Here is a 21,389-nt window from a genome sequence, read left to right as displayed (position 1 = left end):
GCGCCACGTACAATTAAGAAAAGCATCCGCGCTGAGGTCTACTTTGTCTATTGCCCGTTATATCAATCATATCCAATTAGGTTACTTAGGATTACTGCCGTTTTTAGCCTTGGTTGGATGGAGCATGCTCAGTGGTCGCACTGAGTACGCTGGCACCATGTTCATTTATTATGGCATCGCGATTATGAGCTTCCTTGCCGGTCAGTTATGGCGCCCCGGTGAGCAAAGCTATGGGCGCGCCATTGCTGTCGTTATTCCCACCATCCCGCTGCCGCTGTTGGCGCTGGGCAATGAGCTGTTCACATTAGCGTGGTTAAGCGCCAGTTTTTGGTTGGTGCTGGCCATTGAAGTAAAACAGCCGCAATGGGCGGAGCACCACAAGGACTATCGCAAGATGCGCTTTGTGCTTACCTCAGTGGTATTTGTGTGTCACTTGCTGATGATTGCCGCCATGCTCGACAGACCTTAGACAGCTTCACAGCAATACAGTACACTGCGCGCTCTGATTTTTCGGTGAGATGGCCATGATTGACGATTTACGCAGTGCCCTTGAGCAGTTGGGCGAACAGTTCAGTGAAAAAAACGCCGCATTCAAGGTAAAGGTTGTGCCGTTTTTTTGCTCGGTACGCATTAAAAAAGACCATAAGCACGAAGGCACCCTGCACTTTTATGCTAACCAATTTATAGATGCGTGGTTGGTGTGTTTGTTTATTTTATTCGGAGCATTAATTTATCAGCCTGAGCTTGGTCTTACCCACGGCCCTATCCACTTTGCCATTGCCGCTTTTGTGGCCCTGCGTTTAATTATCCGCCAGGTGGCTATTGAATCACTGAAAGCTCGGCTCTATTTGTTGCAACCCCGCTCCAATGCCCCGCAGAGTCACGAGTAACGATGTACTTAAGTGCTCAGTGGCGTATTTTAACGGTCGGCGACGGCGATTTAACCTTTACCCGGGCGCTTAAACGACGCTTTGCAGACGCCCATATCGTCGGTTCGGTGTATGACTCAGAAGCGGTACTGCGAGAGAAGTATTCCAGTCACGGCATTGATGAGTTACGCCAAGCCCAGGTACCGCTGTATTTCAGCTTTGATGTGACCAACCAGGCCTGCTGGCAACGCCTTAGCACGGGCTTTGATGTCATCATTTTTCAGTTTCCATTGCTCAGCCAACTCGGTTCTAAAAGCGCCTTTGCTGCAGCGCAGCAACAAGGTGGCCTCAACACCTTGAATCGTGCCCTGTTACACCAATTTTTACGCTATGGTAGCGCCTATGGCCTAGCTAAAAACGGCGCCGGGCTTTGTTATATCACCTCAAAAGACGTCAAGCCTTACAGTCATTGGGGTCTTGACCACGCCCTATGTACTGGTCTTGATATACAGTATGTCGGTGAGCAGCCCTTTAATATTGATGATTTCCCCGGATACCGTATCCGCAACGTGGACCGCAATAAACATGTCAAAGACACCAAGGGAGTCACCTACAGCTACGCGCTGAACCCCAAAAACGTTGACTTTCCCTATCACCGCCCGCGTTATTTAGATGATACCAACTATTGCCCACTGTGCCATGCTGGGCCTTTTTGCAATGAAAAAGACCAGGCACAACACTTCGAGAGTCGCCAACACCAGCTTATGCTGGGTTATCAGCAACACTGGCAAAATTGGCTTGCGCACGCTTACAAAGGTTATTCATGACTTGATGCTGCTGTTGCAGTTTCGCCACTTCATGACATAACAAGGTTTTGCGCATTCGCAGTTGGGCTCGTTCCCACAATAGCCAGGCACCATCTCGTTGCACTAATGCTCGTTGCAGCTGAGTACGCAGTGCTTGGCGCTGCTCGGCGTTGAGTTCAGCGTAATATAAAAGGTAAAACTCAACACTGGTGATATTAACCTCTTTTATAAAGGGCCCATATTGTTGCGCCTGTTTTAAATACTGCCACACCGAATCGTTGATTCCATCCAGAGAATAGCTTACTTTTGCCAACTCCAGCCAAGTATACGGCCAGCTCGGTCGCAAGCTCAGTGAGTGCAATAATTGTTCTTTAGCAGTTCGCAGTTCAACGCCATCGGCATAGCCATGCGCAAAGCCATACAATGATAGCTGCGCCTGAATCGTGTGGTATTGAGCATGGTTAGGAACGAGCTCAGCAGCGCGCTGCAGACGCATGTGGGCGCGCATGTAATGGGTCGAGCCGACGGCTGGCTCCAACTCATTTTGTTGCAGCTGCAAGTGCGACAGCAATGTTTTACCTTGTAAATAGGCTAGATTGCCTTGCAAGGCAGCAATGGAGCCCGCTGCCAAGCCAATACTGATCAGCATAAGCACGGTGGCTGCCAAGTGCCGAGGAGTTAACCGAGCTAAAATAGACCTTGGCATAGACGCCATGGGTTCTCCTTGGTGTAGCGTTGGGCCAGCTCCTTGCCGACCAGTTGCTCAGAGCGCTCACGGGCCTGCGCTAGGCGAAAAGGTCGACGTTCGCAACTGTGGGCATCACTGGCTATCAGGTCAACGTCACCCTGCTCTAGCCAATGCACTGCGAGTTTTTCACTGTCATCACCAAAATCCCCTAGCAAACTCCCTGCCGTCACTTGAATTAAGCACCCTAAGCGCTTAAATCGTGCCAGCAAATGAGGCTTCGCCTTAATTTCTCTATTGCGCTCAGGGTGCGGCAGCACCACTGTTAAGCCTTGGCGATTTAACCAAGTGATCAGCTTGTCGGCACCGAGAGGTACATGCGAGTGCGGCAATTCTAAGAGTATTGCCCGCTCTGGGCCTTGACCATGAAATAGCGCAATGAGGTCCCTGGCCAGGGCTGCCATAATTTGCGAGTCAATGCGCACTTCACTGGCAAAAGCAACGTGAATATCGAGCTGTTGCTCACGTATAGCTTGCTGCAACCGCGCAAAACTTTGCGCGATTACGGGTTGGGTGTTGTCAAAGCGACCAAAGTGCAGATGCGGTGTGACAACCACATGGGAGATCCCTTGCGCCTTAGCTTGTTCGAGCATGGCGATACTGTGTTGCCACTGCTGCGGTCCATCATCTATCCCAGCCAACACATGGTTGTGAATATCAATCATAGCAAGCCTTACGTTGGTGCATTTGCTTGGGTATATCCATGGCTATCGTAGTAGCCATAATGGGCATTATGACCCTGCTTTTGTTTGCCATTAACTTGGTTTAGCAGCACCCCACAAACGTTTGCTTTAGCATCAATTAAGCGGTGTAGCCCGGCCTTCACTAACCCCTGACGTGTCGATCCTGATTTAACGACATAGATCACTGAATCACTGTGCTGGGAAACAACAAGCGCGTCACTCACCGCCTCTAAAGGTGCCGTATCAAGCACGATATAATCGTATTGCTGGCGCAAGTGTGCCAACAGGGCCTTAAAGTTTTCGCTACTGAGTAGCTCTAACGGATTAGATGGGATTTGCCCAGCACACAACACGTGAATGTTCGACTGTTCATCAACGTGAATACACTCCTCAAGCTGCTGAGTGTTCGCAAGGACATTCGCCAGCCCTGGCTGGTACGCCGGAAGAGAGAAGCGCCCAGCCAGCGAAGGACGACGCATATCAGCATCAATTAATAATACTTTTTCCATTTGCCCGAGCGAGAAAGCGAGGTTGATGGACGTGGTTGACTTCCCTTCACCCGGCACCGATGAAGTCACTTCAATCACTTGATTGTCACGGTCCATCTGACTGAGTACCAGCGACGTTCTAAAGGTGCGCACCGCCTCCGCAAAAGCCAACTTACCTTTATCAAAGAAGGTGTGCGTTGGCAGCGGCTTACGTTTTGATGAGGGTAAACTCGGCAACACTCCTAGCAGTCGCTGACCGAGCTTATTTTCTACTTCTTCAGCGTTGTTCAGCGTGTCGTTTAGCGCGTCGGTTAGAAACGCCAGCACGATACCGAAACCTAAGGTCGCAACGAAGGCTAATACGACGATTAACTTACGATTCGGCTTCGCTGGATTCGTAGGCTGGTAGGCATAATCGGTAAACCGCGCGATTGGCGAATTGAAATCACTGGTGACTTCGGTCTCTTTGGAGCGCGATAAAAAGGTATCATAGATATTGCGGTTGGTTTCCACTTCGCGTTTGAGCTGGTGATACTCAGTTTCTTTACGCGTTAGCATTTGAAAACGCTGACGCAATTGCTCCACATCTTGCTGTAACGCTGACACCGTACTATTGGCGGTGCGCATCTCTTTTTCTAAGCCCATCACCAAAGAGCGAATTTGTGCCGATAAGTTTTCCTGCACAGTAGCAAGCTCCGCTCGCGCGGCAATCATTTTAGGGTGTTTAGGGCCATATACTTGTCGTAGTTCACTCACTTTGCGCTGCGCGGTCACAACCTCGCGCTTCACGTCTTGAATCACTTTGTGAGTGGTGATTTCGTTGATCGATTCCAACCTGGCAATGTCATCACGACCATACTCATCCACCACGCGCATAATCGCGTTAAGCTCGCTTTGGTTACGCTTCGCTTCCACCAATTGTTGCGCGGTTTGCTCTAATTCACGACGCACTAACCCTACAACGCCCTCAATATCAACTAAATCCTCACGCTCTCGGTAGCTTTGCAGCTTCTGTTCGGACTTATCCAAGCGCTCTCGCAGGATACTTAGGCGGTCGTTTAACCACCCCGAAGCCTGTTTAGCAATGCCCATTTTCGCTTGCATCGCATGAGTAATGTACGCTTCACCAACGGCATTGGCGACATCAGCAGCCAGCGCCGGATCGCTCGACTCATAGGCGATAACCACCAACTGGGTTTTACGGATCGGATGAATACTCAGCCGCCGCGAAAACGCGGTGATAATTTTCTGCATTCGTTTTTCGTAAGCTTGCTGCGCATCGGCGGTGCTTGGCAGTGTCTGTGGCTTTTGTGGAATATATTGCTTCACCCATTGCTTAATATCATTCATAACCCAACTGAGCATACTAGGCTTGGGTTGAAAATCTCGATGCTCAAGCAAGTTCAATTGCTCTATCACATCTCTGGCTATGGCTCTGGAGCGCAGAATTTCATACTGGGTTTGATAGTACTCTTTTTTTGAGGCATCTAAACCATAGACCTCTTCAAAACTGACCGCTTTACGCTGCTGCGCCTCAATAAGTAAGGTGGCGCTAGCACGGTATGAAGGAGTCAATTGCAGCGCCCACACCATAGCTAGGGTGGTAACTAGAATCGCCAAGAGCGCAATGCGCCACTTAAACTTGTTAATGACTTTTAAGTAATAGCCCAGAGTCACAACCTCAGCGGCGCCTGTATTGCGTGTTGCTGTTTTCATTCTCTACCCTGAAATTAGAAGAACCGTTGCTCTATTTTTATGGTGTCACCGGCGGCGACCTGAGATTGCAAAGACGCTTTACTGCGCTTTGCCTGTTGCTGCTGTTCACTGAGCAAAAAGATTTTGTCTGTGGAGGCTCGCTCAGTGAGGCCACCGGCCAAGGCGATAGCTTGATCCACCGTCAGTCCTGGTTGATAGGGGTAGGCACCAGGCTCTTCAACTTCGCCATGAATATAGAAAGGTCGGTAGCTGACCACTTGGGCGTAGACATTGGGCTCAACGAGGTAGTCGCCTTTCAAGCCACTGTAGATCAGCTGCTCCACTTCTTTTACTGTGAGTCCTGTCAAGGTAAGCTCACCCAAAAAGGGGTAGCTGACTACGCCACTTTTGCCTAATAAAGCATCTATATTAAGATCCGGCTGACCAAACACTCTAATTTGCACTTGATCGCCCGGCCCGAGCTTATAATCGCTGTTGGCAACCGCCCATTGACTACATAGTGCCAGCAGCACTGCAGCTAGCCACCGCATTAACGACTCCCCATCAACGCAAACTGTACAGTCAAACCAATGCGATTGCGGTCAAAGGCTAAATCGTCGCGAGTAGAGTTGTCATTGCGCAGTTCGTAATAACTTGATAGCACCACGCTTGGGCTCAACGCGTAATCCATCGCCAAAGTGAGCCCGCGTAGCGAGTCTTGACGGCTTACACCGACAAACTCATCATCGGTGTACGAATACGCCACTTTAGTTTGCAGGTTTTCACGCCATTGGTGCACCCACTGCGCCTCGTAGAACGTCTCACGAACATAATCGCCTTCAACTAAAGGGTCGCGAGCACTGCGTGAAGTGGTAAAGCGAAAGTGGCTATAAGTCAGCGGCTGCCACTTAATCTTGGCCTGCCAACTGACCCCAGAAAAGTTCTCACGGGCAGCATTAGCAAAGTCCTTTTTTTGATAACCGACTTTGATCTCACCTTCTGTTAGCGCCGTTGCTTCCCAGCTGTACCCAGCATAAGCCTGATAATCATCGGAATCGCGAGTGACACCATTGATGTCAACAACATCGTAGCGATAGTTGTTTTGATGTACGGAGACGAACACATCTGAGCGTGATTGTGAATTAAAGTAAAGTGTGGCGCCGAAATTTGCTTTGTCGTAATCACGATACTGCGTAATGGTCTCAAAACGCGTGTAGTTTTTGTTGTAATAACCCGCATCAAACTTAACACGGTACATCGCTGTTTGTGCGCCAAACTCATAGTCGGCGTGGTAATTCTGCTGCTCGTAAGTGAGCGGCTCAGCAAAGGCATTAGGTTGTCCTTCAGACAGGCCTTCACCACGGCGCTCAACATTCCAATCAGCGTCAACACGCACATTGAAGCGATGACGTCGTGACGGTTCAAAGTGAGACAAGTAACCAATATGACCACCGGTATAATTGTCTGCACTACTTTGAATATAGGCTGCTGAGCTTAACCGTGTGGTAAGCTGATGCCGGTTAATGCCGTCATCATACGCCATCTCTAACTCTGGCGTGGCAGTGTAAATCATGCTGCTTTGTTCATTGTTGGCCGTACTGAAAATATTATCATCGTACATCGCGCCAACACTGAGCTTGGGCGTTAATTCAAGGCCATTTTGGGTGATATAGCTGCCTGGCTTTGGCATCGCTGCATGGGCTGTTGTCGCACTCAATAACGCTGCTGCCAGCATCGACTTTCTCATTCTCCACTCCCTGATATTAATACGCATTTTTTCCAACGAAGCCTTTGAAAATAGTCATAAATATAATTTTTATATCAAACCACAAAGACCAACTTTTAATGTATTGGAGGTCGAACTCTACCCGCTTTTCCATTTTCTCTAAGGTGTCTGTCTCACCGCGCCAGCCATTAATTTGTGCCCAACCTGTGATCCCAGGCTTAACCTTGTGACGGATCATATAAAACTCGACTTTCTTACGATATTCCTCGTTATGTGCCACAGCATGCGGGCGAGGGCCGACAATGGACATATCACCGAATAAAACATTAAAAAACTGCGGTAATTCATCCAAACTGGTGCGCCTCAAAAACCCACCGATGGGGGTAATGCGTGCGTCGTTTTTCGTCGCTTGACGCACCACAGCATCGTTTTCCATTACTTTCATTGAACGGAACTTCCATACCCGAATGCGCTCGCCGCCGAGGCCATACCGATCTTGTACAAACAACACTGGCCCCGCAGAGGTTAATTTAATTGCAATTGCTATAGCGATAAGCAGTGGTGAGATGAGCAGTAGGATTAACGCCGCGACGACGATATCTTCAGAGCGTTTGATAAATTCTCGCGCACCTAAATAAGGCGACTCAAACACGCTTAGGGTATCAAACCCTCCGACATGGTCGATGCGCGCATGAATCAAGTTCGAGAGTAAAAAGTCAGGGACAAAGTGGACGTCAACAGTGGTATCCCCAAGTTGCCGCAAGATATCGGCAATACGCTTGTCGGCTTTCATCGGCAGAGCAATGAACAGAACATCGACTTCACCGCGACGAGCAGCGTTGACGGCCTCACAAATTGCTCCTTGAACATGGAAATGCAACTGCTCGAATACTCTATCTGGTTGGCGGTCTTCAAAAAAGCCCACAAAATCAAAGCCCAACTCATCATGCTGACTTATTTCCCTAAATAAATTGGCCCCTGACTCGGTCGCGCCAATAATAGCGACTCGTTTTAAGCTAAAACCAAGCTTTCGTTTATTTACTTTATATAAACGAATAAACAACCGCCAACTAAACAGAAATATAAATGAACTAAGAAACCAAATAAATAAAGTTAAACGTGACAAATTTTCACTAAACTTAAAACCAAAAGCAAAGATGAATAATGCACCACTTGCAATAACTAAAGAGAGCCAAGACCAGCTCACCATATGCTGAAACTTACCTGCTCGCCAACTGCGATAGACGTTAAAAACTTCCGCAGTGTAGAGGTAGCAGATCATCAAGATAAGAAATGCTACTAGGTAATGCTGATCCAGCTCTACGCCACGTATAGCAGCGGCTATAAAGAGCCCGGCAGTGATCGAAAACAAATCCATCAAGCGGTAGAAAACACCGCTGGAGGTTGGGTTATTTTTAAATGTTTTATCGCTGGTCATGGGTGCTCCAAGCTTAAATTCAGCCATCCTAGTAACAGGTGAAATTATAATCCACAATCCCACCAAGTAAAATAGATTTAACTAACTTATCTATAATAAACATTTAACCATGAACAACGGGTTAACTATAAGCGCTGTCATCTATTTGTCATGCGCTCTTTCATTAACAAATAAGCGAAGCGGCTATTCGTAACAAGGTAGCGTTTCCACATTCGTCCGGGTTCTTGCAAAACGCGATATAGCCATTCCAACCCCGCATTTTGCATCCACTTTGGCGCCCGCTTTACTTTACCAGCAACAACGTCAAAAGTGCCGCCAACGCCCATAACGAAGTTGACGCCGAGCTGGTCTTGCCAGCGGTTGATAAAGTTCTCTTTTTTCGGCGAGGTGATGGCCACAAAAAGTAGCTGCGCACCGGATGCCTTTATTTTCTCAACCACAGCCTGCTCATCATCCCAAAAATAGCCATGGTGATACCCCGCTACATTTAATTGCGGATTTTGCTTTTGCACCACCTCAGCTGTACGAGCCACCACTTCGGGTTTAGCGCCAAGTAAAAACACACTGAATTGTTGCTCGGCGCTCATTGCCAGTAGCTCATGAAACAGGTCAACGCCGGCAACGCGCTCTGGTATGTCATGACCACAGGCTCTTGCTCCCCAGACCACACCCATGCCATCAATATTGATGATGTCACAAGCTTTAACTGAGTCAGCGAGTTCAGCATCACGTTGCATATTGACCAATTTGGCGACATTAACCACCACGTGCTGAAGAAAGTGCCCGCCCTTAATATGATCGCGGATCACCGTTACCGTCTCCGTCATTGTGGCGCTATCCATAGGGGCATTTAAAAATTGAATTCTTTTCATGATTTCTCCTTAATATCCGGCAATATAGCGACTGTATCGCTTGCCGATAAGCCGTTGGCCAATAGTGAGCGCACCGCACGCAAGCGCAAGACACAGCGCCATTGCGACCACGGAGCTAAGTACATAGCTAATGTGTGCCAAGGGTTTGGTAAGTAGATACAACTCGTAGGTAAACAAGCCGTGAATAAAGAAGATGCCAAAGCTCATCATCGCCAATTGTGACAGCGGCTTGAGTAAACTGGGGTGTTTTTGCAACCACTGCTCTACGCGTAAATCGCTTAATAACAATAACAACACGCAACTGAGCATCGCTTTTTGCACAAACAGCCAATCAACAGCATACAACCCTAAGCGTGGATGATGGGCATTGCCAAACTGCTGTAAATGCAGGCTTTGATATAGCCATACGCCAATAGCAGCCACAGCTAAGCTGACTATCAATGCTGTCGATACTGATCGACAGCGGTGCAGCTTTTCACAGCTCAAACCCAGTAAAAAAGCAGGCAAAAAATAGAGTAAATTATGTGCGAGATGGGTCAGCTCTTGCGGACGCCCAATACGCATGGAGAGGTAGCATAAGGGGATTAACACTAGGGCCTGCAACCACAGCGACTGAGCATGATACAGTTTGAGCATTGGCGTAAGCGAGAACATCACCATAATAAAGGGCACATACCAAAGCGGGAATAACGCTCCCCCTAAGCCCACCTCTATAAGCTGATAATCCTGGCAGTACAAACCTAAGGTGCATTTAGAATACGCTTTGGTAAGCGCCAACAAAGAGATGCACACAAAAGGTGGAATCAACAGCGCCTCTTTCTTGCGCATAAAATCAGTCCAGCGCTGCTTCGGCCAGCTGATATGCGCCGCTAAAAAAGCGGACAAAGCAACAAAGAATACCGATGAGTTAGCGACCAAATTTTTATATAGATAGTCGACGGCAGTTTTGTCGTCGCCCATCAAAGAGGTGTGCTGCGCGACGACCAAAATAATCGCCAGTGAGCGCATTGCGTCAATCCCAGCAAGCCTCACGCTGCCTCCTGCTCAACGCGGGTACGCTGCTGCACAAGCGCCAATTCACTAAAGCTGTAATACACCCAGGCCTGGGTCCAACGCATATAATTGACTTTATTGGTGTAGCGTTTGCCTTTTTGATACACAAAACGGCCACTGCGCTGCTCGTAGAGCAACTCCACGCTGCGGGCCAGTACTTTATCCGCTAATGCCAGTTGCTCGACATTGGGGTTAACCTTTAGCAAAGTTAATAGCGCCTGGCAGACGCTGTGCATATCCAGTGGGTAGGGGTTATCGTGATAGTACTTCGCCGTGCCTTGGCTATCAAACAAGTGCTCAGTATAAAACTGCAAACCACGTTCTATCGCTGCGTCAAACTCTGTCGTTTGCAATTGCGAACGCACAATATCCAACGCCTCGAGGTTATATCCGGTGTGAAAGCCGTCAATGAACTGATGATGATGACGTGTCCCATAGACCCACGCGCCCTGCTCATTTTGTGCCTGTACTGATTGTCGCGCAACCTGCAAGGCTAAGTCGCCGTATAGGCTGTCATCATAGTACGCAGCGTAGGTCGCCACCCAAGCCGCTGCCCACAAACTGGCATTGTGTACGAATGCCGGCTCACCTGGAATATAGGCAAAATAGCATTGCTCTCGCCCCTGTTCGTCCGTGGTCTGCGTATATAAATGGTCTACCATAAAGTGGGCGCTTTGCATTGCACACTGTGTGTACTTATCTTGCTTCGTCACTTGCCCAAAAGCATGTAAAGCTTTGGCAACATACAGGGTGGTGATCACATTGGGCTTGCCTTTGGGCACATAAAACGCCCGAGCATTCCAATCAAAGTGATACCCCCAGCAAGGCGCTCCCCACTGCTGCTCATCGCATTTCTGCGTAAGTAACCAGTCGGCTAAACGTTGTGCCTCATGCACGTACTTTTGCTCACCACTGCGCTGATAATCATTCACCAAGCCTAAGATAAATAATGCCACGCCTTTGGGGTTGCGTTTCTTGGGCACCAAGCATAAGGGCCTGAAGTTGATGGGCGAGCGTTTGAACAGCTGCGTCCATGCCAGCCCGAATACGCTCTTGCGCAATATAGGAGCAACAGAAAACAGTCGACTGTTCAGGCCATCAAAAGGGTCATAGCCGGCATAATCATCCGCTTGCGCTAAATTTAAAGTTTGCTGAGCCAGTGTGTTAGCAGTCTTAGTGTTCATCGTGTAGCTCCTGGTACAGGGCATCTAACTGCGGGATCACCGCTTGCTTGGAAAAGTTGTCTTCAAAGCGTTGTTTCGCATTAGCAGCTAATCGCGCGTTAAGGCCACGATCGCCAATGGCATTGATGAGCAACTGGGCCAACGCTTTAACGTCACCGGCAGGACACATCAAACCGCTATGTTGATGTTGCAAGGCGTCAGGTATGCCTCCGGCACTGGAGGCGACCACGGTTTTTTGCGCAGACATGGCCTCGAGCACCCCCATAGGGAAACCTTCGTTGTAGCTAGGCAGGCAATAAATATCCGCTCGCGCAAGATAGTCGAGCTTTTGCTCACCACTGATCCACCCTAAAAAGCTAACATCCTGCTCTAACCCTAATTCAGCAACCTGAGCTTTAAAGGTGGCCATATCACCATCGCCACCGAGTGCTAAGCGTGCGTTAGGACACTGTTTTTTTACCTCAGCAAATGCCGTAATTAAATCTCCAACCCCTTTGCGCTGGCCTAGACGGCCCAAAAATAGAATCAATCCAGGCTCGGTGCGCTCAGTCCCTAATTGCAAAGAGTCCACGGCGTTGTATATCACTTGCACTTTACTGGGGTCATTAACTAAGCTCTCAACCCAGCTTTGCCACTGTGTGGAGAGCACAATCACCTTATCAGCGAGCTCGTAGGTATGACGAATATGGGCTTGTTTTTGGGCGTCACATTCGTTTTCGAAGAATTCACGAAATTCGGCGCCATGCAAATGCAACACAACCTTCACTCGAAAGCGTTTTAGCAATCTAATAAGCAGCGATTTGCGTTGATAACTGCCCCGCGATGCCATATGAATATGCGCCACCGCCACACGGGAGCTCAATAGAGTCCACGCTGTTTGGATATAGGCGAAGAGAAAAGTAAACAGCCGTTTTAGGCCCAACTTTGACGTGTCACGCTGATGGGTGGCGATATGCTTTACATGCCAGCGGGAGAAAAACCCCGAAGATTCCAACGTATGCAAGACCGTAGCTATACCGCCTTGGCCGCCTCGCGCGGTGGCTAACGTAATATTTTTGTACTGTTTCATCCTCATTCCTCAATGCTACAAAGCGCTTGGCGTACCTTGCCCGATGCGGTTTTTTCTAGTTGCGATACCGGTGTTACTTTCACCTGCATGCTTTGACCCAAGCGCTCCTTGGTATTGCTTATTAATTGCTGGCGCTGGTGCTCATCAAAGCGCCTATCATCTATTTGCACTCTAACCTCGACCGCGCCTGGGCGGTGTTGCACAAACTGACACCCTAGTAAGCCGTCAACCCCTTTGGGAATATGGTTAAGCACGTAGACCTTCTGGCCTTGTTCAGCCACCAAGTAATCCCCTTGGCGGCCCTCAATGGCGCTGATAACAGGATAATGACGACCACAGGGACAGCTTTGTTCATCGCTCAGCTGGACAAAATCGCCCGTGCGATAGCGAATGAGTGGAAATAAAGAGTTGTTAAGGTTGCTTCCGATCAGTTCATAACGGTTATCATCGATATGGTGCAACTCAACTTCAGCGTAATCGTTGAGAAGGTGGTAGTTACCATGCTCACAATTGGCGATCGCTGCAACACGCTCAAATAGACCATACCAATCAAATACTTTGCACTTAAAGCGTGACTCAATCAGGGCTCGGTCTTCGGCGCTTAAAGATTCTGATGAGGTGATGACTGACTTTAATGGCGCCGGGTAATAGGTATCACAACTTTGTAAATATTTTGCCAAGCTGACAATCGACGACGGGTAGGCTTGGATAACATCAACACCAAACTCCACCATGGCGTCAATATAACTCGCCATATTAGCTGTGGTTAAATGGAAGGAAGACAGCATGATCATATCTTCGAACCACGAATAACGCCAAAACGGCGCCTTTCGTTGCTCACCTGGAACAATCATATCTCCGCGAAGCCACGCTCGCTTATCTCCTTTTTGATACCCCGCCCACTGTCGGTGGCGATTAGTAAAAGCTCGCTCACGCATGACCGATTCTTTCGATTGGTAAATCACTAAAGGACTGCCTGTGGTGCCACTGGTTGCCCCTTTGATCTTGACCCCTTGATGTTCGGAGTCTAGAAAATCACGATGCTGAGCTTTGACAGTGGCTTTATCAATCACACTGTATTGCCCTAAATCAGTGCCTTTATCGCGATAAAAAGGAACCCGGCGAGCCGCGTGTGTAAGCATTTTTTCAAGCCGCGCTTGGCGATAGGCATCGCATTTGTGCACATCGTATTGCAACTGTTCAAGCTGCGCTGTTAGCGAGCGAGTGTGTCGGTTATCCCGTAGCTTCTGACGCAAACCACCATAGACCGAGGCCAACACATTTTGCAGCCAAATCGGACTGCGCTTGTACATACGAGACGTATACATTTACACCGTCTCCCGCGCATCTGAGAGAGTGATAAATTGACCCTGACGCTGTGCTCGTTTAAGCGTGTATGCAAAAGGAGAAAACCATGAATAGTCTTTGGCATGTCCAATAAGTACGGTGGTAGACAAGCACTTTTGCTGCGCCAAAGCTAAAAATCGCTGTACTTGTGCTCGGCTACTTAGACACACATCGAAGTTACTGTTTGTCAATTTGTGTGGCTGCAAAGGGGCAGCTGGCTTAACGCTACGCTGATAACCAATGCGCTTTAATTTTTTATTAAATAACCGCGTGTATAAACGCGCCAGAGAGCTTTTTTCTGGTAACGAGCTGCGCAGCGTAAGCAACGGGTACTCGATGACTTGTGTAGGCTCATCACTGCCGGGCATAGGATGAGGTAAGAATGAGTCACAATCGGTGTAGTCGTATTGACACAAGGCCTTATTGGCGTAAAAGCCCGGGCACAAAGATGATTCAGTATCAAAGCCTGCAGCGCTTAGCGCTTTCACACTCTGCGGATTAAAGCCGATATTGTAGCCACCTGCACGAAAAGCATGACAACGATATTCGCTGTTGAGGGGCTGAATTAATGCTTCCAGAAAGGCTTTACCGGCGAGCAATAAATCAAGCTGACCTGGGGTGCCATCAGCACTGGTGCGATAAGGCAAGGCAGAAAATCGCCACCAGTCAAAGTTGAGCTGCCATTGTCCTTGACGGTACTGTGCTTGATACCATTGAGGGTGCAGGTGTAATTGTAAGTCGTGACCTAGAGACACCATACGCTCGAGCTGGGCTTTAATATGCTTGGCATCGTCGATAAAAAGAGCGTTGCCGCTGTCGGCTTCTTTAAAAATCGCTTCGAGCTCAAGGTATTCGATGAAAAAAGTAGCGCGTATTCCCAGCCGTTGCATAATTTTGAGCATTTTGTCTGTGGGCGCGACCAAGTGCTTAAGCACATCGCCCTTGCCACTGCCAAACAACTCATAATCAAACGTCAAAATGTACTTCATTAGCTCTTCTTCCTTGAGATGTTTTGCGCGAATAGCTGCTGGCATTGCGGCAACAGTTTAGAGTTGTCGATAGCATAACAAGGCGAAACTAAACGCTGACTTAAGGTAACCAATTGGGGACAATGCAAATCAAAAAATGTGCTCGACTCCATCAGCGGCTCGCGAATGTCATGTACAAAAGTGGTTACGCGATGTTGTTTGCCTTCATGAATCACCGTTGCTGCAAAGGACTTATCACCATAAAGATACCCCAGGTCTTGCTCATACAGGTCTTCAGCACAGTGCACCATCGAACAATTACGTACGCCCAAACCGATGGACTTGGAGTGCTCCAATTGTGCCAGCAAGTAATAGGGACTGTGCGCATCATAAGGCGTCTGGCTGCGCTGGTGATGAGCGGTAATTAATCGGCTGTGTTGGCCCCAAGCGGCAACGGCTTTGATAGGGTGGATACTGATGTGACTGTGCTCATCATCAGCTAGAGTTTGCGCCAATATCCCGGTGCCACAACGCACATGTGCGCTATCAAAAATACGCCCGGCCTTTAGCCAATCTTGCGACAACCCTGGCGGGTAAAATGGCATGGCCAAGGTCCCTGTAGGGCCGACAATTTGCTTTAGTAGCTCGAGCAATTGCTGGGGAGTAAAATCAGCATGCAAAAACCCAAAACCACAGTGCACTAACAATGCATCCCCTTGCGCTATCTGCAAATCATCGAGCAACACCGCTCGCATCTGCGCCAGCGTGGTTTTAGGTTGCGCGTTTAAAGCCTGACGTTGGCGACGGTACTTTATTTGCCGTAAATGGGCATAAATAGACGATGACTTAAGTCGCGCAAGCATGGCTAGCTCCTTGGGCCCGAGTCGATTGTTGGGCTTTTTGTTGAAGTTTTAAAGCACAGAACAAGGCACAGTAAAGTAGTAACAATACCGGTGTTTTTGTTGTTAATGAGTTATTGGTTACCCCCACAATCATAAACACACCAATCGCGGTACGGCTGACTAAGTTCCCGTGATAAAAGAAATAACCTAGGGGCAAGAAAGCGGCGATAAAAAGCGGCACAGCACCAATCAAGCCAAAATTAAAAATCCATCCTACGAGGTAGTTTTCAATAACCGAGATATCAATATAAAACTCGATAGCAGCCATCAAACTCGCTGAAGCGCCGAACACCCACTCTTTTGGGCTCAACTGCTCAAGCAGATAAAACACATCTAAACGCGCTGTAGCACTGTGATCGATATACATTTTCGAAGCGATACGTTCCGTGATCCCCGACTCAATAAGCACCACAATAAAAGCAATAAAGGCGAAATAGCCGAGCATCATAAGTACCGCTAGGTACCGCCTGTCAACGGCCACACCACGGGTCAAAAATCGCCACAATGCGGGCACGGCACACACTAAGGCGCCAAGGCAAAAGAGTGCTAACGCTGCCCGCCCACCAAAAGCAAACAGCGCCAAGATCACTAGGCCGATATAAGCAAAAGCGGGGAGTCGAGTGTAGGAGCAGAGCAACAAGGCTAAAGCCACGGTGATCAGGGCATTGTTCAGGGGGTGCGTCATCAATGCGGTTGAGCGAAAAAAAGCAAAGGAGTCAAACTCAACGCTTACTATACGAGTATTTAATACGTACTCCCCCACGGCAAGTAAGGAATTAAACAGCAACAAGTAAGCAAGTAGCACCAAAATACGCTGCAACTGCGAGTGTGATAATTGCGCGAGTAGCACTAACAACAACAATGGCGCTAAAAAGGTATTAACCATATAGGCCATGCCTGACGTGCCTTGTGTGGCTAGGCCATAGACGATAACAGCGCTTAGAGCGATAAATGACCACCACCAAATAGACGCTAACTGACCTAATTCAGCAACACTTGCTGCCATGCCTCTGCTCAACACCAATAACCCAAATAACGCCAGTAAAATGTATGCATAAAGGTGTATTTTAACCACCGGCGAGCCGCCTTCTGATACGTAGGCGATACCGAGGTTTTCAAGCAGGTAGCCACCGAGTACCACCGCACTGAATAAGGCTAATTGTAGGTATTTTGCTAATTTAATCTCAGACACTGCGCCGCCTCCAGTTGAGGCTTTGGCTACGTATAGCGAAAGTATTGAGTAACCAGTGCATCAGCGCATAGGTCGTGATCCCTACCAGTACACCAATAACAAGCTGCTGCCAAGGCGCAAGTGATACAAGGTTTTTCAACAATGTATAAAGCACTGCGCCCATTACCGTTGTCGCCAGTAACGTTTTATAAAGCTGTGCTGGCCAGGTAAAGTGGTAACGGTAATAACGCCCAGTTATCAACGACAGCAACGCTGCGACACACATAGCAATAAGCAACGCCAATGCAGCACCTAAAGCACCTAGCTTGGGTACCCATGTAAACGCTAAAGCGAGCTGCAAGGCAAAGCCCACAGCAGTGATCAGCGGTAGCCATTGAGTGCGCAACCTAAACTGTAAGCCATGGTCTAAATAGTGGCCGCGTAGATTCAAAATAAAGGTGGCGGCGGCAATAGCATAAAATACGCGTAAATCTAGCTGCTGATAGCGCTCACCTAAAAACACAGTGATCAGCGGCTGTGCCAGTAAACACAGCCCGGTCAGCGCCGGTATCGCTAACGCACACAAATACCCACCATAGCGGCTATGAGCCTGACGCAATTGCTGCGGTTTATCGGTGAGTTTGGTCAGCTCTGGATACAACGGCAGAGCCACGACCATAAACACCAGTGCCATTAAGCCCACTAACAAGTTGGCTATGCCGGCGTAGAGCCCTGCTTGCTCTAACGAAGTAAGCTGGGCAATGACGATACGGTCACTGCGTGTCGCCAATACTCCGAGGGCACCAGTAAACATAAAAGGTAAACCATAGTGCAGAAACTCTCGGCGCAGCACCGGTGTGCCCTTATGTCCCTGAGGGTTTCTACGCAAAGTAAATAACAAGGCGATGGCGTTACTCGCTACCAAAGCAATTAAGGCGCTATGCAGGGCACCATCAAGCCACAGGCAACCCAAGGTAAGCACCACGGATAACACCGCTTGGGTCAAGGCCGCATAACGATAACGATTAACTTGCTCACACACTCGAGCGCGCTCAAGGTAGTAGGTATATGTTCCTTTGGCAACGAACAGCAGAGCAACCCAAAGCATATTGCTCCATGAGAACAGCGAAAACACCCACAAGCATAAGGCTACAACCAGTACTGCTACCGCTGCAAATAACCATAACAACGAGCTACTGAGGCACAAAAGCTGCTCACGCTCTGGACTTTGTGCACTGGGGTAAAAGCGTAGCAGTGCAGTATTAATCCACTGCGCAAACATAGAGCGTGTGCTTTCCATGATCACCAGCAGTACTGCCAAAAGACCGTATTCGCTTACCGTGAGAAACCGAGTTTGTATGGCTATGAGCGCAAACACACTCAATGCTGAAAATATCTGTACTGGGGCGTAGCTGAGTAACTTATTAAACACCCGCTAGCTCCTTGTACAACTGCTGATACTGGGCATTGACTCGTTGCGCCGAAAAAGCGTCAGCGATGAGCTGAGGCTCAGCACTGCCCCTGCCCTCGAGCACCTGACTAACTCTTTGCACCGCAGCGTCGATATCATTGCTATCGATAAAGGCACCACCCGCACTGATGAATAACTGTGGCTGCTCAGCCAATACACCCACGCGCGTCGAGACCACGTTAAGACCAGCAGCGACCATTTCCAAGGGGGCCAAGCCAAAAGTCTCCTCTTGTGAACAAAACAAGCCCACATGTGCTTTGGCATAATGCTGCGCCACTTCAGACATTGACAAGGCACCGGTAAATTGCACGTTAGTCGAGATCCCAAGCCGCTCGATTTGAGCGTCTAACTCCGCTTTATAGTCATGATCACGTACCGGGCCGATAATGCACAAATTCACCTCACGGCTTTGATTTAGCTTCGCCACAATATCTATAGCGACATGAATGCCTTTTTTCCGGTGGATCATTGCACAGGTCACTAAGGTGAGGGTGTTAAACTTCTCTATTGACGCTGTATTTACAGCAAAAAAAGCAGGGTTAATGGGGTTGGCAACGACCTCTGCATTTATTCCCGTTTGCTGGGCAATACACTGTCGCAGCTGCTCGCCTACACAGGTAACTTTATTCGCCCTATGGCGTGACAAGCTCGGCAGAATACGCTCATAGAGCAAGTCATTGAGCATCGACACTGACTTACGCCCTAACTTTCCAAACGAATGCACTGTCACCATTTTCGCAATGTGTTTGGGCACGCCAAGCAACAGCGACCAATAGTGACTGTGCACCACATCCGCACGGTGCGCCCGGCAAAACTTGCGCACTTGCCAGCACTGATAAATCACGCCAGGTACTGGCACTCCCGCGATCTTGCCCTTGCTAGGTACAAAGGTCACATGCACTTGTTCGCTTAAGCGATAACGCGTGAAATACTCTGCTGAAGACTGACCAACTTTCAACGCGAGCACTTCATACTGACACCCGGGCGTTGGCGTCGTTATGAGTGCTTGCAATAACTGCTGGCACACACTATCGACGCCCCCGGCGTTATCGCTGCCCCAGTCAATGGTGCTTAACGGTGCAACAATCACTACTTGGGTCATGAATTAACCTGCACTGGATTTGCAATATAGGTTGCCTCACCATGTTCGCGCACCACTTTAGCCGGGTTCCCGACAACGGTGGCATGCGCAGGTACATCCTTGATCACCACAGCTCCCGCGCCTACCTGAGCACCATCGCCAATGTGTACGTGTTCAACCACACTGGTGTGTGGTCCTATGTATACATTGTCACCAATATGCGCTGCGTGACCATGGTTTGAACCAATCACGGTATAAGGGCTTAAATTACAGTTAGCGCCAATTTTAGCGCTGGCATTAACAATAATGCCGGTGCCATGACCTAAGTACAGCCCAGGCCCGACCTGCACTTCCTTGGGCAACTGAATCTGATACCGTACTGATAAATGTTTATGCATCAACCGCGCAAAGCCGCGCACCAGGGTGCTGCGAGCACGACACAAGCGAAACCAAAACACATAGTTGAACGAGGGGTTCACTAATAAATGCTTGATCAGTAACACCCTAGAAACTCGCCCGGTTTGCCGATATAAATCGGCTTTAATGAGCTGCTTAGGTGTCATCACGCCAACACACCTCGGGTATCAATCACCACTTTACGGGCAAACTCGGTTTTGTCGGCATTTTTAAATTGCTTATGATCAACCAGTACAACGACGATATTTGCAAGCTCTAGCGCCTGCTCCAGGGAGGTCAGTTCAACCCCTTGGGCACCAAGGTGACTAGGAAGCTCATCGATGTTCGGTTCAACAGCCAATACGGCGCCGATTTGTTGTTGCGCTAAGTCACTGACAATGTCTAAAGCGGGGCTTTCTCGTAAATCGTCAATATCAGCCTTAAATGACAGACCAAGGCAAGCAATAACCGGGCGCTTAAACTCATCCGCCGCTTGCTTTATTTGCTCAACCACATAGCTTGGCTTGCCGTCATTGACCAAGCGCGCTTGTTTAATCAGCTTTGCCTGCTCGGGAGCACTGCTAACAATAAACCAAGGGTCGACTGCGATGCAGTGACCCCCCACTCCTGGACCGGGATTAAGGATATTGACGCGGGGGTGGCGATTGGCCAAGCGAATGAGTTCCCACACGTTGATTTTTAGCTTGTCACAGATCAACGATAATTCGTTGGCAAAGGCGATATTCACATCACGGAAAGAGTTTTCGGTTAACTTAGCCATTTCTGCGGTGCGTGCATTAGTGATAATACACTCGCCGCGAACAAAGTTTTCATACAGCTCAACCGCGCGTTTTGAGCATGCTTGCGACATACCACCAATGACGCGGTCATTAGAAACTAGCTCCTGTAGTACATAGCCAGGTAGTACACGCTCTGGACAATGGGCGATTTTAATATCTGCGTTGTCACCCACTTGCTGTGGAAAGCTCAAATCTGGACGCGCTTCGCTTAACCAAGCAGCGAGTTGTTCGGTGGCCCCAACCGGGGAGGTCGATTCAAGAACCACTAGATTGCCTTTTTCCAACACCGGCGCAATCGCTTTGGCCGCACTTTGGATATAACTTAAATCGGCCTCCACTGGTCCACTGTCATTATCTTTAAAGGGAGTGGGCACCGCGACCATAAACGCATCCGCTCGCTGAGCTTCGGTCGTCGCACGCAGATTACCGGTGGCAACCACACCGCGTACCACAATGTCTAAATCAGGCTCAACGATGTGGATTTTTCCTTCATTGATGGTATCCACTGCTTGCTGATTGACATCAACGCCAATGACATTAATGCCACGCGAGGCGACAACGGCGGCGGTAGGCAGGCCGATATAGCCCAAACCGATAACTGAAACTGTTTCAAAATTCATAGTAA

At 48.8% G+C, this 21,389-nt stretch carries 21 protein-coding genes; 3 read left to right on the top strand and 18 right to left on the bottom strand.

Going from position 1 to position 21,389, the window contains the following annotated elements; genetic code table 11:
• Window positions 1–49: 49 nt before the first annotated feature.
• The 3 genes from FIU82_RS15715 to FIU82_RS15705 are packed head-to-tail and all read left to right on the top strand — an operon-like array spanning window position 50 to window position 1,696.
• Complete coding sequence (locus tag FIU82_RS15715) at window positions 50–469, top strand: DUF3429 domain-containing protein (RefSeq protein ID WP_130146514.1); 420 nt, start codon at window positions 50–52, stop codon at window positions 467–469.
• Between the two features lie 55 nt (window positions 470–524).
• Window positions 525–890, top strand: coding sequence for a hypothetical protein (locus FIU82_RS15710; RefSeq protein ID WP_026111246.1), 366 nt, complete (start codon window positions 525–527; stop codon window positions 888–890).
• Window positions 891–892: 2 nt separating this feature from the next.
• Window positions 893–1,696: a Rossmann-like fold-containing protein gene (locus FIU82_RS15705; RefSeq protein ID WP_152441564.1), complete on the top strand. Its 804-nt coding sequence runs from the start codon at window positions 893–895 to the stop codon at window positions 1,694–1,696.
• Here the strand turns inward: FIU82_RS15705 and FIU82_RS15700 are convergent.
• The 18 genes from FIU82_RS15700 to wecC form a co-directional block, all read right to left on the bottom strand.
• Complete coding sequence (locus FIU82_RS15700; protein ID WP_152441563.1) at window positions 1,632–2,390, bottom strand: hypothetical protein; 759 nt, start codon at window positions 2,388–2,390, stop codon at window positions 1,632–1,634. The genes FIU82_RS15705 and FIU82_RS15700 overlap by 65 nt on opposite strands.
• A complete protein-coding gene (locus tag FIU82_RS15695) occupies window positions 2,363–3,085 on the bottom strand; it encodes a tyrosine-protein phosphatase (protein WP_152441562.1) in 723 nt (240 codons plus the stop codon). Before FIU82_RS15695 ends, FIU82_RS15700 begins: the two co-directional genes overlap by 28 nt.
• Window positions 3,086–3,093: 8 nt before the next feature.
• Window positions 3,094–5,307, bottom strand: coding sequence for a polysaccharide biosynthesis tyrosine autokinase (locus FIU82_RS15690; protein WP_152441561.1), 2,214 nt, complete (start codon window positions 5,305–5,307; stop codon window positions 3,094–3,096).
• 14 nt (window positions 5,308–5,321) lie between these two features.
• Window positions 5,322–5,837, bottom strand: a complete 516-nt coding sequence (locus tag FIU82_RS15685; RefSeq protein ID WP_022945851.1) for a polysaccharide biosynthesis/export family protein — start codon at window positions 5,835–5,837, stop codon at window positions 5,322–5,324.
• Window positions 5,837–7,033, bottom strand: a complete 1,197-nt coding sequence (locus FIU82_RS15680; RefSeq protein ID WP_172972746.1) for an outer membrane beta-barrel protein — start codon at window positions 7,031–7,033, stop codon at window positions 5,837–5,839. The genes FIU82_RS15685 and FIU82_RS15680 overlap by 1 nt, the downstream gene beginning before the upstream one ends.
• A 16-nt stretch (window positions 7,034–7,049) precedes the next feature.
• Window positions 7,050–8,450 carry an undecaprenyl-phosphate glucose phosphotransferase gene (locus FIU82_RS15675; RefSeq protein WP_026111244.1) on the bottom strand — a complete coding sequence of 467 codons (1,401 nt, stop codon included), beginning with the start codon at window positions 8,448–8,450 and terminating at the stop codon, window positions 7,050–7,052.
• Window positions 8,451–8,587: 137 nt separating this feature from the next.
• Entirely contained in the window at window positions 8,588–9,322 is a 735-nt protein-coding gene (locus FIU82_RS15670; protein WP_022945848.1) for a WecB/TagA/CpsF family glycosyltransferase, read from the bottom strand.
• 9 nt (window positions 9,323–9,331) lie between these two features.
• Window positions 9,332–10,354 (bottom strand): acyltransferase, encoded by a 1,023-nt coding sequence (locus FIU82_RS15665; protein WP_152441559.1) that lies wholly within the window; start codon window positions 10,352–10,354, stop codon window positions 9,332–9,334.
• Complete coding sequence (locus tag FIU82_RS15660; RefSeq protein WP_152441558.1) at window positions 10,351–11,559, bottom strand: aspartate-semialdehyde dehydrogenase; 1,209 nt, start codon at window positions 11,557–11,559, stop codon at window positions 10,351–10,353. Before FIU82_RS15660 ends, FIU82_RS15665 begins: the two co-directional genes overlap by 4 nt.
• Entirely contained in the window at window positions 11,549–12,628 is a 1,080-nt protein-coding gene (locus FIU82_RS15655; protein WP_152441557.1) for a glycosyltransferase family 4 protein, read from the bottom strand. The genes FIU82_RS15660 and FIU82_RS15655 overlap by 11 nt, the downstream gene beginning before the upstream one ends.
• A gap of 2 nt (window positions 12,629–12,630) precedes the next feature.
• Complete coding sequence (locus FIU82_RS15650) at window positions 12,631–13,956, bottom strand: phenylacetate--CoA ligase family protein (RefSeq protein WP_152441556.1); 1,326 nt, start codon at window positions 13,954–13,956, stop codon at window positions 12,631–12,633.
• Complete coding sequence (locus FIU82_RS15645; RefSeq protein WP_152441555.1) at window positions 13,957–14,964, bottom strand: hypothetical protein; 1,008 nt, start codon at window positions 14,962–14,964, stop codon at window positions 13,957–13,959.
• A complete protein-coding gene (locus tag FIU82_RS15640; RefSeq protein ID WP_152441554.1) occupies window positions 14,964–15,806 on the bottom strand; it encodes an AAC(3) family N-acetyltransferase in 843 nt (280 codons plus the stop codon). Before FIU82_RS15640 ends, FIU82_RS15645 begins: the two co-directional genes overlap by 1 nt.
• A complete protein-coding gene (locus FIU82_RS15635; protein ID WP_045978964.1) occupies window positions 15,790–17,037 on the bottom strand; it encodes a VpsF family polysaccharide biosynthesis protein in 1,248 nt (415 codons plus the stop codon). The genes FIU82_RS15640 and FIU82_RS15635 overlap by 17 nt, the downstream gene beginning before the upstream one ends.
• Window positions 17,030–18,448 carry a lipopolysaccharide biosynthesis protein gene (locus tag FIU82_RS15630; RefSeq protein WP_152441553.1) on the bottom strand — a complete coding sequence of 473 codons (1,419 nt, stop codon included), beginning with the start codon at window positions 18,446–18,448 and terminating at the stop codon, window positions 17,030–17,032. The genes FIU82_RS15635 and FIU82_RS15630 overlap by 8 nt, the downstream gene beginning before the upstream one ends.
• Complete coding sequence (locus FIU82_RS15625) at window positions 18,441–19,589, bottom strand: VpsD family glycosyltransferase (RefSeq protein ID WP_152441552.1); 1,149 nt, start codon at window positions 19,587–19,589, stop codon at window positions 18,441–18,443. Before FIU82_RS15625 ends, FIU82_RS15630 begins: the two co-directional genes overlap by 8 nt.
• A complete protein-coding gene (locus tag FIU82_RS15620; protein WP_045978961.1) occupies window positions 19,586–20,134 on the bottom strand; it encodes a serine O-acetyltransferase in 549 nt (182 codons plus the stop codon). The genes FIU82_RS15625 and FIU82_RS15620 overlap by 4 nt, the downstream gene beginning before the upstream one ends.
• Entirely contained in the window at window positions 20,131–21,384 is a 1,254-nt protein-coding gene (gene wecC / locus FIU82_RS15615) for a UDP-N-acetyl-D-mannosamine dehydrogenase (protein WP_022945837.1), read from the bottom strand. The genes FIU82_RS15620 and wecC overlap by 4 nt, the downstream gene beginning before the upstream one ends.
• Between the last annotated feature and the right edge of the window lie 5 nt (window positions 21,385–21,389).

It is taken from the genome of Pseudoalteromonas sp. THAF3 (assembly GCF_009363775.1).
Classification (GTDB): domain Bacteria; phylum Pseudomonadota; class Gammaproteobacteria; order Enterobacterales; family Alteromonadaceae; genus Pseudoalteromonas; species Pseudoalteromonas ruthenica.
Note: the sequence above shows the minus strand (reverse complement) of the source record. Positions and strands in the feature narration are given on the sequence as shown.